This window comes from Variovorax sp. GW821-FHT09D04 (assembly GCF_059416405.1).
In genome coordinates, this window is the sequence record NZ_JBWKPA010000004.1 from 230,476 (window position 1) to 243,712 (window position 13,237).

13 protein-coding genes are annotated in these 13,237 nt (G+C 70.1%); 10 read left to right on the forward strand and 3 right to left on the reverse strand.

The window, feature by feature from the left end; all coding sequences use genetic code 11:
* Positions 1-9: 9 nt before the first annotated feature.
* The 8 genes from AC07O4_RS15380 (at position 10) to AC07O4_RS15415 (ending at position 9,485) form a co-directional block, all read left to right on the forward strand.
* Complete coding sequence (locus AC07O4_RS15380) at positions 10-846, forward strand: ABC transporter permease (RefSeq protein ID WP_495305003.1); 837 nt, start codon at positions 10-12, stop codon at positions 844-846.
* A complete protein-coding gene (locus AC07O4_RS15385) occupies positions 846-1,646 on the forward strand; it encodes an ABC transporter permease (RefSeq protein WP_495305140.1) in 801 nt (266 codons plus the stop codon). The genes AC07O4_RS15380 and AC07O4_RS15385 overlap by 1 nt, the downstream gene beginning before the upstream one ends.
* Positions 1,636-2,709, forward strand: coding sequence for an ABC transporter ATP-binding protein (locus tag AC07O4_RS15390; RefSeq protein ID WP_139703304.1), 1,074 nt, complete (start codon positions 1,636-1,638; stop codon positions 2,707-2,709). Before AC07O4_RS15385 ends, AC07O4_RS15390 begins: the two co-directional genes overlap by 11 nt.
* Positions 2,706-3,566, forward strand: a complete 861-nt coding sequence (locus AC07O4_RS15395; protein WP_495305004.1) for a phosphodiesterase — start codon at positions 2,706-2,708, stop codon at positions 3,564-3,566. The genes AC07O4_RS15390 and AC07O4_RS15395 overlap by 4 nt, the downstream gene beginning before the upstream one ends.
* Before the next feature lie 73 nt (positions 3,567-3,639).
* The gene (locus tag AC07O4_RS15400) at positions 3,640-5,301 is read left to right on the forward strand and encodes a Na/Pi cotransporter family protein (protein WP_062480901.1); all 1,662 of its coding nucleotides are present in this window, start codon (positions 3,640-3,642) and stop codon (positions 5,299-5,301) included.
* 345 nt (positions 5,302-5,646) lie between these two features.
* The gene (locus AC07O4_RS15405; RefSeq protein ID WP_495305005.1) at positions 5,647-6,303 is read left to right on the forward strand and encodes a nuclease-related domain-containing protein; all 657 of its coding nucleotides are present in this window, start codon (positions 5,647-5,649) and stop codon (positions 6,301-6,303) included.
* Between the two features lie 75 nt (positions 6,304-6,378).
* Positions 6,379-8,784 carry an outer membrane protein assembly factor BamA gene (gene bamA / locus AC07O4_RS15410; protein ID WP_495305006.1) on the forward strand — a complete coding sequence of 802 codons (2,406 nt, stop codon included), beginning with the start codon at positions 6,379-6,381 and terminating at the stop codon, positions 8,782-8,784.
* A 17-nt stretch (positions 8,785-8,801) separates the two neighbouring features.
* On the forward strand, positions 8,802-9,485 hold the full coding sequence (locus AC07O4_RS15415) for a response regulator (RefSeq protein WP_307694921.1): 684 nt from the start codon (positions 8,802-8,804) through the stop codon (positions 9,483-9,485).
* On the opposite strand, the gene AC07O4_RS15420 is transcribed toward AC07O4_RS15415, so the two are convergent.
* Genes AC07O4_RS15420 through AC07O4_RS15430 form a run of 3 tightly spaced genes read right to left on the reverse strand, consistent with a single transcriptional unit; the run spans position 9,460 to position 10,810 of the window.
* Positions 9,460-9,735, reverse strand: a complete 276-nt coding sequence (locus AC07O4_RS15420; RefSeq protein WP_495305007.1) for a hypothetical protein — start codon at positions 9,733-9,735, stop codon at positions 9,460-9,462. The two genes, AC07O4_RS15415 and AC07O4_RS15420, sit on opposite strands and share 26 nt — an antisense overlap.
* A gap of 12 nt (positions 9,736-9,747) precedes the next feature.
* Positions 9,748-10,548 (reverse strand): dioxygenase family protein, encoded by an 801-nt coding sequence (locus tag AC07O4_RS15425; RefSeq protein WP_495305008.1) that lies wholly within the window; start codon positions 10,546-10,548, stop codon positions 9,748-9,750.
* Positions 10,538-10,810, reverse strand: coding sequence for a hypothetical protein (locus AC07O4_RS15430; RefSeq protein ID WP_495305009.1), 273 nt, complete (start codon positions 10,808-10,810; stop codon positions 10,538-10,540). The genes AC07O4_RS15425 and AC07O4_RS15430 overlap by 11 nt, the downstream gene beginning before the upstream one ends.
* Before the next feature lie 157 nt (positions 10,811-10,967).
* Here AC07O4_RS15430 and AC07O4_RS15435 point away from each other — a divergent pair, with 157 nt between their 5' ends.
* Positions 10,968-12,551: an ATP-binding protein gene (locus tag AC07O4_RS15435; protein WP_495305010.1), complete on the forward strand. Its 1,584-nt coding sequence runs from the start codon at positions 10,968-10,970 to the stop codon at positions 12,549-12,551.
* On the forward strand, positions 12,548-13,237 hold the full coding sequence (locus tag AC07O4_RS15440) for a response regulator (protein ID WP_495305011.1): 690 nt from the start codon (positions 12,548-12,550) through the stop codon (positions 13,235-13,237). The genes AC07O4_RS15435 and AC07O4_RS15440 overlap by 4 nt, the downstream gene beginning before the upstream one ends.

Sequence of the window (13,237 nt, forward strand, 5' to 3'; positions counted from 1 at the left end):
CCGCGCGCGATGACACGCAGCACCACCACCTCCTCCAACGCCTGGAACCCGCGCTGGCGATTGCTGGCCTGCATCGCGCCGGCGGCCGTCTTCTTCGCGGCCTTCTGGCTGCTGCCGGTGGTGCGCCTGCTCGCGCTGCCGGCCGACAAGGGCGCCGCCACCTACTTCGCGGTGCTGACCGATGCGCGCTACCTGCACAGCATGGCCAACACCGTCGCGCTGTCGGTGGCGGTGACGCTGGCCACGCTGGTGCTGGGCGCGGCGGTGGGCATCTACCTCGCGCGCCATGCCTTCCCGGGCAAGCGCATGCTGCTGTCGCTGCTCACGCTGCCGCTGTCGTTCCCGGGCGTGATCATCGGCTTCTTCGTGATCCTGCTCGGCGGGCGCCAGGGCGTGGTGGCCGACCTCAGCGACGCGCTGGTCGGCGAGCGCATCACCTTCGCCTACGGCCTGCTCGGCCTCTTCCTGGCGTACCTGTATTTCTCGCTGCCGCGCGCCATTGCCACCTACGCCGCGGCGGCCGAGTCGATGAACACGCAGCTCGAGGAAGCGGCGCGTTCGCTCGGCGCCTCGAAGCTGCGCGTGGCGCGCGACGTGTGGATGCCCGAGCTCGCGCCCACCACGCTGGCCTGCGGCGCCATCCTGTTCGCCACCTCGATGGGCGCCTTCGGCACGGCCTTCACGCTGGCCAGCAAGTTCGAGGTGATCCCCATCACCATCTACAACGAGTTCACCAACTACGCCAACTTCGCGCTCGCCGCGTCGCTGTCGATCTCGCTGGGCATCGTGACCTGGCTGGTGCTCTTCGTGGCGCGCCGCTTCGGCGCCAACCCGGTCGCCCGATGATGAAGACCCCTTCGCAACCCCGCGCCCCGTTCCTGCTCGCCATCACGGTGATCGTGAGCCTCTTCATGATCGCGCCGATGCTGCTGTCGGTGATGGCCGGCCTCGTCAACAACTACAGCGTGGGGCTCAAGAGCGGCCTCACGCTGCGCTGGCTCGGCGAGGTGTGGGAGAACTACGGCGGCACCGTCGGCTGGTCGCTCGCGCTGGCCGTGGCCTGCGTCGTGTGCACCGTGCTGATCGGCGTGCCCTGCGCCTACACGCTGGCACGCAGCCGCTCGCGTGCGGCGCGCATCTTCGAAGAGCTGCTGACCTTGCCGGTCGCGGTGCCGGGCCTGGCGACGGCGCTCGCGCTCATCCTCGCCTACGGCCAGCTCACGGCCTTCCGCCAGAGCTTCGCCTTCATCCTCGTGGGCCACATCGTCTTCACGCTGCCCTTCATGGTGCGCACCGTGAGCTCGGCCTTCCAGCGCGACGACCTGCTCGCGCTCGAAGAGGCCGCGCGCTCGCTGGGCGCGAACTTCCGCCAGCGCTTCATGGGCATCCTCGTGCCCGCCGTGTTCCCGGCCATCGTGGCCGGCAGCCTGATGGTGTTCACGCTGTCGGTGGGCGAATTCAACCTCACCTGGATGCTGCACACGCCGCTCACGCGCACGCTGCCCGTGGGCCTGGCCGACAGCTACGCCTCGATGCGCATCGAGATCGGGTCGGCCTACACGCTGGTCTTTTTCGCAGTGATCCTTCCCGTGCTGTGGGGCCTGCAGTACCTTGCCAACCTGATGCAGAAACGCCATGGAACTTGAACGCATCCCCGTCGACATCTCGAACTGCGCAAAGACGTATGCCGACGGCACGCGCGGCCTGCAGCCCACCAATCTCAAGGTCGAGGCCGGCGAGGTGCTCGCGCTGCTCGGCCCCTCGGGCTGCGGCAAGACCACGCTGCTGCGGCTCATCGCCGGGCTGGAAGCGCCCGACGACGGCAGCCGCATCGTCTTCGGCGACCAGGACGTCACGCAGCGCCCGGTCGAGCACCGCGGCGTGGGCATGGTGTTCCAGAGCTACGCGCTCTTTCCGCAGATGACGGTGGCAGCCAACATCGGCTACGGCCTGCGCATCCGCGGCGTGTCGCCCGAGGAAGAGAAACGCGCCGTGGGCGAACTGGTCGACCTCGTGCGACTGGGCGGCCTGGAGAACAAGCGCCCCGCCGAACTCTCGGGCGGCCAGCGCCAGCGCGTGGCCCTGGCGCGCGCCGTGGCCGTGCGCCCGCGCGTGCTGCTGCTCGACGAGCCGCTGGCCGCGCTCGACGCCAAGCTCAAGGAATCGCTGCGCGACGAACTCGCCGAGCTGCTGCGCCGCCTGCACATCACGGCCATCCACGTCACGCACGACCAGCAGGAGGCGCTGGCCATCGCCGACCGGCTCGCGGTGATGCGCGCCGGGCGCATCGTGCAGGTCGGGCGCGGCGAAGACCTGTACCGCGCGCCCGCGCACCCCTTCGTGGCCGAGTTCCTGGGCCGGGTCAACCGGCTGGAGCGCGCGCCCGACGCCATCGCGCAGGGCGTTGTCCGACTCGGAGGGTCGTCGCTGCCCTGCCCCGCGCCCTGGCAGCAGCATGCGACGCTGCTGGTGCGGCCCGAAGACATCGAGGTCGGCGCGCCCCCGCCCGGCGAGGCGCCCGGCTGGGGCCGCGCCACGGTCGAACGCCGCACCTTCCTCGGCGACCGCGTGCAGCTGCACCTGCGCCTGCAGGACCAGCCCGTGCTGGTGGCCGACGTGGGGCGCGACAACCCCTTCGGACCGGGCGACGCGGTGGGCCTGCGCATCCCGGCCGACCGCCTGATGACCTCGCAGGAAACCCGCGCATGACCACGACGACCACGACCCCCAACACCTTCCTGGTCCAGCTGACCGACCTGCACATCCGCGAGCCCGGCCGGCTGGCCTATGGCCGCATCGACACCGCGCCGTACCTCGCGCGTGCCGTGCAGTCGGTGCTCGCGCTGCGCCAGCCGCCCGATGCGGTGGTGATCACCGGCGACCTGACCGACTTCGGCCGCGCCGCCGAGTACGAGCACCTGGCCGCCCTGCTCGCGCCGCTGACGATGCCCGTCTACCTGCTGCCCGGCAACCACGACGACCGCGACCAGCTGCGCCGCAGCTTCCCGGGCCACGCCTACCTGGGCACGGGCGCCGACACGCACGGCTTCGTCCAGTACTCGGTGCGCGTGGGCGACCTGCGGCTGCTCACGCTCGACACCTGCGTGCCCGGCGCCAGCCACGGCACGCTGTGCGAGCGGCGCCTGGCCTGGCTCGAAGCCCAGCTCGACGCCTGCCGCCACGAGCCCGTGGTGGTCGCCATGCACCACCCGCCCTTCGAGACGCTGATCGGCCACATGGACGAGATCGGCCTGCTCGAAGGCGCCGACGCGCTCGAAGCCCTGCTGCGCCGCTACACGAACGTCGAGCGCGTGATCTGCGGCCACCTGCACCGCGCCATCGACGTGCGCTTTGGCGGCACCATCGCCTCGACCTCGCCGGCGCAGGCGCACCAGGTCTGCCTCGACCTGGCGCCCGACGCCGCCTCGGCCTGGACGCTGGAGCCGCCCGCCTTCCGCGTGCACGCCTGGTCCGCGGCCGGGCGCCGGCTTGTCACGCACCTGGCGGCCTCCGGCAGCTTCGAAGGGCCTTATCCTTTCCACGACAACGGAGCCCTGATCGACTGAAGCGTCTACTTGTGGAAAATGGGGCTGAAACGAATCAAAACGAAAACAAGAGAAAGGTCAGACCCCGCCCTCCATGAAGCACCTTCTGAATCTGCTTGCAGCCGTCGCCCTGCTGGTGTGGGGCACGCACCTCGTGCGCACCGGCGTGCTGCGCGTCTTCGGCGCCAACCTGCGCAAGATCCTCGTGCAGAGCATGCGCAACCGCTTCACGGCCGCGCTCTCGGGCATCGGCGTGACGGCGCTCGTGCAGTCGAGCACGGCCACCTCGCTCATGACCTCCTCGTTCGTGGGGCAGGGCCTGGTCACGCTGCCGGCGGCGCTGGCGGTGATGCGGGGCGCCGACGTGGGCACGGCGCTGATCTCGGTGCTGTTCTCGGCCGACCTCTCGTGGCTCTCGCCGATGTTCATCTTCGTGGGGGTGGTGCTGTTCATCACGCGCTCGGCCACCGTGGCGGGCCGCGTGGGGCGGGTGCTGATCGGGCTGGGGCTGATGCTGCTGGCGCTGCAGCTGGTGGTGGCGGCCACCGAGCCGCTGTTCTCGTCGCCGGCCGTGCGGGCGCTGCTGGCGTCCATCACCAGCGATGTGCTGCTGGAGATCACGCTCGGTGCCGCGCTGGCCATCGTGGCGTACTCGAGCCTGGCGGTGGTGCTGCTGGTGGCGGCCATGGCGAGCTCGAACGTGGTGCCGCTCGACGTGGCGCTGGGCCTGGTGCTCGGCGCCAACCTGGGCAGCGGTCTGCTGGCGGTGCTGACCACGGCGCGCTCGGCCGTGTCGGTGCGGCAGGTGACGGTGGGCAACCTGCTGTTCAAGGCGCTGGGCGTGGCGCTGGTCACACCGTTCGTGGGGCTGTGGGTGCGCTACGTGCAGCCGCAGCTGCCGAACCAGACGCACGGCGTGGTGCTGTTCCACCTGGCGTTCAACATCGTGATCAGCGTCGGCTTCATCGGTCTCACGCAGTGGGTCGCCAAGCTGGTGACGCGCATGCTGCCCGTGCCGCCGCAGCCGGTGGGCACGAGCCGGCCGCACCACCTCGATCCTTCTGCGCTGTCGACGCCTTCGCTCGCCATTTCGAACGCGGCGCGTGAGGCGCTGCACCAGGCGGACATCGTGGAGACGATGCTCATCGGCACGCTCGACGTGATCCGCAACAACGACCTGCGGCTGGCGCAGGAGCTGCGGCAGCTGGACGACACGGTGGACGAGCTGTACTCGGCGATCAAGTACTACATGACGCGCATCTCGCGCGAGGCGCTGGGCGAAGAGGAAAGCCGGCGGTGGACGGACATCATCAGCTTCACGATCAACATGGAGCAGATCGGGGACATCATCGAGCGGGTGATCATTGATATTGAGGACAAGAAGATCAAGCCGCAGCGCAACTTTTCGGAAGCGGGGATGGCGGAGATCGTCGAGTTGCACCAGCGGCTGGTTGCCAATCTGCGGTTGAGCATGAGCGTGTTCCTGAACGGCAATGTTCGTGACGCGCAGAAGCTGCTGGAAGAGAAGGCGCGGTTTCGGGATCTGGAGCGGGCCTATGCAACAACCCATCTGGATCGGCTGTCGGATCGGACTACTTTGAGCATCGAGACGAGTTCGCTGCACATCGATCTGATCAGCGATTTGAAGCGGATCAATTCGCATATCTGTTCGATTGCTTATCCGATTCTTGAGTCTGCCGGGGCTTTGGCGCCTAGCCGGCTTCGGGAGTCTCGGTTGGGGAAGATCGAGGGCTAGTCGTTTTGCTTCCCGAGGCCGGGTCTCGCCCCGGCGGGCGACTCACTTTCTTTGCTTCGCCAAAGAAAGTAAGCAAAGAAAGGCGACCCTGCTGTCTGCGTCCCTCCGCTTCGCTGCGGGCAACCTGCGGTGCTCACGTTTCGCGGGGTCTCGCCCAAACTCGCTTCGCTCAAACAAGGGCGAGCCCTGATCCGCGAAACGCTGCGCTCCTCGGCGCATACAGAAGGGGTGGGGAACCTCACAGGCCTTTGCTTCGCTCGGCCTGGGAACACCGCAAGGCTCTGCCTCGTTTACCAGAAGTCTCCTAAAAGGCCGGCAATGCTCGGGGCTCCGAAGGAGTTCGACATGACCATTGTTCTGCCGCAAAGCGCGGTCGCCGCGTCGCTCGGGGTGCAGCAACTTGCCACCGCGTTCAGTCCGGCGTTTTCGCATCTGCGCATTCTTCGCAACCTCATCATTCCGATGCCCTCCGGTTGCGCGGTGCCCACGGCGCGCATCGATGCGGTGATCGTGTGCGAGACGGGCATCTACCTGTTCGAGATCAAGGCCTGGCGCAACGCGTTCGTCTATCGCAAGAAATCCGACGAGGCGCCGCCGCGCTGGTTCTTGCGGCTGCATGGCTGCACGCGGGCGCGTGAGGTGAAGGACCCCGCCTGGCAGGGCGGGCGCAAGACGACGCAGTTGCGCAGCCTGCTGCCGGACGACCTGCGGCTGCAGTACTTCGTGCTGCTGCCGTGCGAAGGCGTGGAGCTGGAGGGCGTGATGCCGGCGGCCGTGATCACGCAGCAGGACCTGCCGTACATCGCACGCCTGGTGCGCAACAACGGGCGCACGGCGCGCACGTACCCGCTGCTGGACGCGCAGGCGGTCGATCGCACGGTGCAGCGGTTGCTGGAGATCCAGGGCGACCTGTCGCTGGAGACGCATGCGCAGAACTGCCGCGAACGGATGGAACGGCCTGCGGTGGCGTGGCCGGCGGTGAACGCGATGGGGTTGCAGTAACGACTGCTCACCAACCGCCCCTGCGTGCGGGAGGGCGTCCCACATTCCTCCGACATTGGTGAAGACCATGCGGTGATGATGATTTCTCCCAAGTCCCTCGCGGCCCTTGCCGCGCTGTGCCTCGCGATGGCGGCCTGCCCGGCACAGGCCGCCGACCCGTTCACCGTGCAGGACATCCGCCTCGAAGGCCTGCAGCGCGTCGAAGCGGGCACGGTCTTCGCGACCCTCGGCCTGAAGGCCGGCGACACCTACAGCAACGACCGCGGCAGCGCGGCCATTCGCGCGCTGTTCGACCTCGGGCTCTTCAAGGACGTGCGCATCGACGTCAATGGCCACGTGCTCGTGGTCATCGTCGAAGAGCGCCCCACCGTGGCCGATGTCGACTTCGCGGGCACCAAGGAGTTCGACAAGGCGGCGCTGCAGAAGGCGCTGCGCGACATCGGGCTGGCCGAAGGCCGGACGTACGACAAGGCGCTGGCCGACCGCGCGGAGCAGGAGCTCAAGCGCCAGTACATCGGTCGCAGCCTCTACAACGCACAGGTGGTCACCACCGTGACGCCGCTGGAGCGCAACCGCGTCAACCTCACGTTCAGCGTGACCGAGGGCGAGCCGGCGCGCATCACGCGGGTGCGCGTGGTGGGGCAACAGGCTTTCGACGAACGCACGCTGCTCGACCTGTTCGACCAGGACAGCGGCGGCTGGCTGGCCTGGTACACGAAGTCGAACCAGTACGCGCGCGCCAAGTTCGACGCCGACCTGGAAACGCTGCGCGCGTTCTATCTGACGCGCGGGTACCTCGAGTTCCGCATCGAGTCGACGCAGGTCGCGATCTCGCCGGACCGGCAGACGCTCGAACTCACGGTGAACATCAGCGAGGGCGAGAAGTTCGCCGTGGCCGGCGTGAAGCTGGCGGGCAACTACCTGGGGCGCGAGGACGAGTTCAAGTCGCTCGTCACCGTGCGCCCCGGCGCGCCCTACAACGGCGAAGACGTGGCGGCCACCACCAAGGCCTTTGCCGACCACTTCGGCACCTTCGGCTACGCCTTCGCGCGCGTGAAAAGCGAGCCCGAGATCGACCGCGCCCGGCGCCGCGTCGTGATGGTGCTGAACGCCGAGCCCGGGCGGCGCGCCTATGTGCGGCGGCTGAACATCGGTGGCAATGCGCGCACGCGCGACGAGGTGATCCGCCGCGAGTTCCGCCAGTACGAAGGCGCCTGGTACGACGGCACGAAGATCAGGCTCTCGCGCGACCGCGTGGACCGGCTGGGCTTCTTCACCGACGTGAATGTCGAGACCGCCGAAGTGCCGGGCAGCAACGACCAGGTCGACCTGAACGTCACCGTGGCCGAGAAGCCCACCGGCTCGCTGCAGCTGGGCGCGGGCTACTCGTCGACCGACAAGATCTCGCTGAGCTTCGGCATCACGCAGGAGAACGTGTTCGGCTCGGGCAACTACCTGGGGCTGCAGGTCAACACCAGCTCGTACAACCGCTCGGTGTCGCTCACGGCCACCGACCCGTACTTCACGAAGGACGGCATCTCGCGCACCTTCAACCTGTTCCACACCACCACGCGGCCCTACTACGAGGCCGACGGCAACTACAAGCTCGCGAGCGACGGCGGCTCGGTGCGCTTCGGGCTGCCGGTGAACGAGCTGGACACGGTGTACCTGGGCATCGGCGTGGAGCGTTACTCGTTCACGCCGGGCACCAACGGTTCGTACACGCTGGTCAACGGCTCGTACGTCTACACGGCCACGCCGCAGGCCTACCTCGACTACTTCCAGTGCACGGGCACCGCGCCGAGCGTGGTGTGCGCGGGCAGGAACGTGGTGGGCATCCCGGCCACCGTGGGCTGGTCGCGCGACGACCGCGACAGCGCCCTGGTGCCCACGCGCGGGCGCCTGCAGAGCGCCAACCTCGAGCTGGGCGTGGGCAGCGAGTTGCGCTACCTGAAGACCAACTACCAGTACCAGCAGTACGTGCCGCTGTCCAAACAGTACACGCTGGCCTTCAACGGCCAGCTCGGCTATGCGAAAGCGCTGGGCGGCAGCAGCTTCCCGATCTTCAAGAACTTCTATGCGGGCGGGCTGGGCTCGATCCGCGGCTTCGAGCAGAACTCGCTGGGCCCGACCGACGCGGTCACCGGCGGCTCGCTGGGCGGCACGCGCAAGGCGATCTTCAACATGGAGCTGACCACGCCCTTCCCCGGCGCGGGCAACGACAAGTCGCTGCGGCTTTACACCTTCTTCGATGCGGGCAACGTGTTCGCCGAACGCACGGCCAGCATGACCGACGCGCAGTGGAAGGCGCAGAACCGCCTGCGCGCCTCGGCCGGCCTGGGCATCAGCTGGATCTCGCCGCTGGGGCCGCTGCGCCTGGCGTATGCGGTGCCGATCGTCTACCAGAAGGAGGACACGGCCAACGGCATCGCGGCCGACCGCACGCAGCGCTTCCAGTTCCAGATCGGCACGTCCTTCTGAACCGGCCCGCACGCCCCATGAGCCGCATCCTGCTGGTGGAAGACGGACGCGACATTGCGTCGCTGCTGCTGGGCCCGCTGCAGCGCGCGGGCCACGAGGTGGAGCAGCTGGGCGATGGCGCCGCCGCGCTCGAGCGCATCCTGCATGCGCCGCCCGCGCTCACGCTGCTCGACGTGGTGCTGCCGCGCATCGACGGGCTGCAGGTGATCGCGCAGGTGCGCGCACGCAGCGACCATCCGATCATCGTGCTGACGGCGCGCGCGCACGAGGCCGACCGGCTGCGCGGCTTCGACCTGGGCGCCGACGACTATGTCTGCAAGCCCTTCTCGCCGCGCGAGGTGGTGGCGCGCGTGCACACGGTGCTGCGCCGGCGCGCGCCGCCCGACCCGGACGTAGGCATGGCCTCGCCGGCCGTGGCCTTCGACAGCGCGATGGGCCATGCCTGGCTGGAGGGCCGGGCCTTGGCGCTCACGCGGCGCGAGCTGCTGTTGCTGCGTGCGCTGTCGCGCGAACCGGGGCGCGTGTTCACGCGCGCCAGGCTGCTCGAAGCGGCTTTCCCCGAGGCGCTCGACGTGAACGAGCGCGCGGTCGACGGGCACATCAAGAACCTGCGGCGCAAGCTCGCGGCCGTGTCGCCCTCGCACGGCTGGATCCGTTCGGTCTACGGCGTGGGGTTCAGCTTCGCGCAGCGGCCGGGCTGAGGGCGGGCCTGACCTTGCACGGGCCGGGGCCGCGCGATGTACGGCTTTCACTGCGCCTTTGCATGATCGGCGCCAGCGTCGACAGGCTGGCATTGCGCACGACGGCCTGCCGCGCCTCCACGCAGGCGCCGCGTGCCGCGACGCCGATGCCCAGCGCCAGGCTGCACAAGGCCAGGCCGCCCGCGCAGGTGTGGGCCAGCGCGCGCAACGTGGCGCGCCCATCGGCGGGCGCAACGAACGGGAGCGACATGCGCAGCACCGCTCAGCCTTCCGTGCGCGGCGGCACCAGCGCGCGGATGCGGGCAAGGCCCTCGGGCGTGCGCGGCCGCATCGGCCGCACGCCGCCCGCCGGCATGGGGCCGATGCCGGGCTGCGGCGGGCGCTCGGTCACCGGGCCCGCGGCGGGGTCGACCACCAGCGTGAGCAGCGCGACATAGCGCCGGCCCTCCTCGCGCACCGCGCCCAGCACCGTGTCGCCGGCCCGCAGCGCGATGCCGTCGGCGCTGTTGAGCGTGTCGCGCAGCCGCGCGCGCTGGTAGCTGGAGACCTGCGTGTAGAGGAACTCGCTGAGCGCATCAGGCAGGAAGAACTGCGTCGTGAGCACGGCGCGCTCGCGGTGGTGCACCTTGACGTGGATGTGCGTGGTGCGCCCCGCGTACCAGCCCGGGTAGAGCGTGGCGAACACGGCCTGGCCGTCGCGGTCGGTGCGCTGGCTGCCGCGCAGGAAGGCCTGGCCTTCGAAGCCGCGCGTGCGGTCGTCGCCCTGCCCACCGAAGCCGGAGTAGTTGCCCTGCGCGTCGCAGTGCCACAGGTCGGTGCGCAGGCCGCGCAGCGGCCGACCGGCGGCATCGAGCACGCGCAGGCGCACATCGAGCGGCACGCCCTCGCGGCCGTCGGTCAGGTCGGTGCGGAAGTTCGCGAGGTCCAGGTAGTACGGGCCCTCGGTGGTCTGGGCGGTCAGCGGGAGCTTCTGCGCTGCGGCGGCCTCGGGGGCGGACGCGGCCAGCCCGGCCGCGCCCATCGCAGCCAGCAGGCCCCGGCGCCCGATCGCTTCACCGGCCATGAGCAGCCTCCTGCTTTCTGGCAGGCGCTTGCACGCCGGAGGCCCGCGCCTCGGCCCAGACCACGAGCAGCGTCCACACATGCGCGACGCCCCAAAACAGCGCCGCCAGCAGGAACAGCAGCAGGTCGGTGTCGGCGTCGCCCGGGGGCGTGGACGGCGGCGCGGCGTGCCCCGGCGGGGCCCAGGCGAGCGCGGCGGCGGCCAGTGCGTGAAGGGCGAAGGTGGGGGAAGAGCGGTGCGCGTCCGGTGTCATGGCGGGCATCGTGCGATCCGAATCGGGAGAAATGTGGGAGAGGCACGGAAGGACGCGTCTCCCAGATTTCTCCCCAATCGGGCGCCATGATCGGCGGCTTGCCCATGCCATCCCCGCCCCCGAAACGCATGCCGCAGAATGCGGCCATGCCTCCGCCGCCGAGCCCATGCCGCGCCTGACCCTCTCCCGCAAGATCTTCCTGGCCCTGGCCGCCCTGCTGATCGTGCTGCTGCTGAGCTTCGTGGGCTTCTCGATCGTCGCGCTGCAACGGGGCCTGGGCGCCTACGTGGCCGAGATCGAGATCCGCCGCATGGACTGGCTCTCGCAGCTCCTGCTGAAGCACTACACCGCCAACGGCGACTGGAAGAAACTGCGCGACAACGACGACGCCTGGCACCGCCTGCAGCTGGGCCAGTCGGCGATGGTGATCGACGGCGCCGCCACGCCCGACGACCGGCGGCTGCCGCCCTGGTACGAGCGCCGCGCGCCCGGCACGCCGGGAGACGGCGCGCCGCAGGCAGAACCGTCCAGCGGGCTCTCGCCCACCGCCCCACCCACGCCGCCGCAGCTCGACCTGCTGCCCCGCCGCTTCCTGATGCCGCCCCCGGGCTTCTTCCCCGGCCTGGCCGGCCCGCCCGACTCGATCTTTCGCCGCCTCGCCGTGCTCGACGCGCACGGCGCGCTCGTGGTCGGCGCGACCATCGACCCGGAGAACGCCGCGCGCCGGCCGATCCGCCACGGGCGCACCGTCGTCGGCTACCTCGCGCTCGCGCCGATGCAGGGCCTGGAGAGCGAGGCCGACCGCGCCTTTCTCGCCCGGCAGTCCGGCGTGATCGCGCTCACCGGGCTGTGCGGCCTGGCCTTTGCGCTGGTGCTGTCGTGGCTATTGGCGCGCCGCTGGTTCCAGCCCATCGACGCGCTCACGCAGGCCGCGCAGGATGTGGCGCGCGGGCGGCTCTCGACGCGCGTGGCGGTCCACGGCTCGGACGAGCTCGCACTGCTGGGCAAGACCTTCAACGACATGGCGCAGCGCCTGGACACGGCCGAGGCCTCGCGCCGCGCCTGGCTGGCCGATGCGGCGCACGAGCTGCGCACGCCGCTGGCGGCCATGCGCGCGGAGATCGAGGCGCTGCAGGACGGCGTGCGCAGCTTCGACGAACGCACCGCGCTGCGCATGCACCGGCAGGTGATCCGCCTCGGCCAGCTGGTCGACGACCTGCGCAGCAGCATGCGCGAGCCCCAGAGCGACCTGCTGAAGGCGCCGGTGTATCCGCTGTCGCTGCTGAAGGAGGCGCTCGACCACACGCGCGACCGCTTCGCGCAGCGCGGCATCGCGCTCGACCGCGACGCCCTCGACCGCATCGCCGCCTCGGCCCAGCCGGTGATCGACGGCGACGCGCACCGGCTGCACCAGGTCTTCATGAACCTGCTGGAGAACACGCTGGCCTATACCGACGCCGGCGGCCAGCTGCGCATCGGCGTGAGCGTCGAAGGCGCATGGACCGGCAATTGCCTCACGCTGGTGTTCGACGACAGCGCACCGGGCGTGCCCGAAGAAGAGATTCCGCGCCTCTTCGACCGCCTGTTCCGCGGCGAGACCTCGCGCAGCCGCGCGCTGGGCGGCTCGGGCCTGGGCCTGTCGATCTGCCGCGCGACCCTCGAGGCGCACGGCGGCAGCATCGAGGCGGCGCCCTCGCCGCTGGGCGGGCTGCGCATGACCCTCACCCTGCCGCTGGCAGCTTCCGCATGACACGCATCGTGATCGTCGAGGACGAACTCGACATCGCCTCCGTGGTGCAGGACTACCTGCGCCACGCCGGCTACGACACCGAACATTTCGCCGACGGGCAGAGCGCACTCGAACGCATCGTCACCGCACCGCCCGACCTCACGCTGCTCGACATCATGCTGCCGCGCCTCGATGGCATCGAGGTGCTGCGCCGCGCGCGCGAGCACACGGCCCATCCGATCATCATGCTCACCGCGCGCATCGAGGAGGTCGATCGCCTGCTCGGCCTGGAGCTGGGCGCCGACGACTACGTGTGCAAGCCCTTCTCGCCGCGCGAGCTGGTGGCGCGCGTGCGCGCCGTGCTGCGCCGCACCGCGCCGGCACCGGCCGTGGCGACGCCGGGCGATGCGCCGGGCCTCGTGCTCGACGACGTGCACTGGCGCGCCTCGCTCGACGGCACGCCGCTGAACCTCACGCGGCGCGAGTTCGGGCTGCTGCAGGTGCTGTCGCGGCACCCGGGCCGCATCTTCTCGCGCGCCCGGCTGCTGGAGCTGGCCTACGACGACACGGTGGACGTGACCGAGCGCGCCATCGACAGCCACGTGAAGAACCTGCGCCGCAAGCTCGGCGCGGTGACGCCCGCGCACGACTGGATTCGGTCGGTGTATGGCGTGGGCTTCGCGTGGGAAGCGCCGCCGCCGGCCTGA

What these genes read in the sequence shown, in the direction of transcription:
- AC07O4_RS15395 (WP_495305004.1), top strand. Translation starts at nt 2,706, where the DNA reads ATGACCACGACGACCACGACCCCCAACACCTTCCTGGTCCAGCTGACC.
- bamA (WP_495305006.1), top strand. Translation starts at nt 6,379, where the DNA reads ATGATGATTTCTCCCAAGTCCCTCGCGGCCCTTGCCGCGCTGTGCCTC.
- AC07O4_RS15415 (WP_307694921.1), top strand. Translation starts at nt 8,802, where the DNA reads ATGAGCCGCATCCTGCTGGTGGAAGACGGACGCGACATTGCGTCGCTG.
- AC07O4_RS15435 (WP_495305010.1), top strand. Translation starts at nt 10,968, where the DNA reads ATGCCGCGCCTGACCCTCTCCCGCAAGATCTTCCTGGCCCTGGCCGCC.
- AC07O4_RS15385 (WP_495305140.1), top strand. Translation starts at nt 846, where the DNA reads ATGAAGACCCCTTCGCAACCCCGCGCCCCGTTCCTGCTCGCCATCACG.
- AC07O4_RS15425 (WP_495305008.1), bottom strand. Translation starts at nt 10,548, where the DNA reads ATGGCCGGTGAAGCGATCGGGCGCCGGGGCCTGCTGGCTGCGATGGGC.
- AC07O4_RS15440 (WP_495305011.1), top strand. Translation starts at nt 12,548, where the DNA reads ATGACACGCATCGTGATCGTCGAGGACGAACTCGACATCGCCTCCGTG.
- AC07O4_RS15380 (WP_495305003.1), top strand. Translation starts at nt 10, where the DNA reads ATGACACGCAGCACCACCACCTCCTCCAACGCCTGGAACCCGCGCTGG.
- AC07O4_RS15405 (WP_495305005.1), top strand. Translation starts at nt 5,647, where the DNA reads ATGACCATTGTTCTGCCGCAAAGCGCGGTCGCCGCGTCGCTCGGGGTG.
- AC07O4_RS15400 (WP_062480901.1), top strand. Translation starts at nt 3,640, where the DNA reads ATGAAGCACCTTCTGAATCTGCTTGCAGCCGTCGCCCTGCTGGTGTGG.
- AC07O4_RS15430 (WP_495305009.1), bottom strand. Translation starts at nt 10,810, where the DNA reads ATGCCCGCCATGACACCGGACGCGCACCGCTCTTCCCCCACCTTCGCC.
- AC07O4_RS15420 (WP_495305007.1), bottom strand. Translation starts at nt 9,735, where the DNA reads ATGTCGCTCCCGTTCGTTGCGCCCGCCGATGGGCGCGCCACGTTGCGC.
- AC07O4_RS15390 (WP_139703304.1), top strand. Translation starts at nt 1,636, where the DNA reads ATGGAACTTGAACGCATCCCCGTCGACATCTCGAACTGCGCAAAGACG.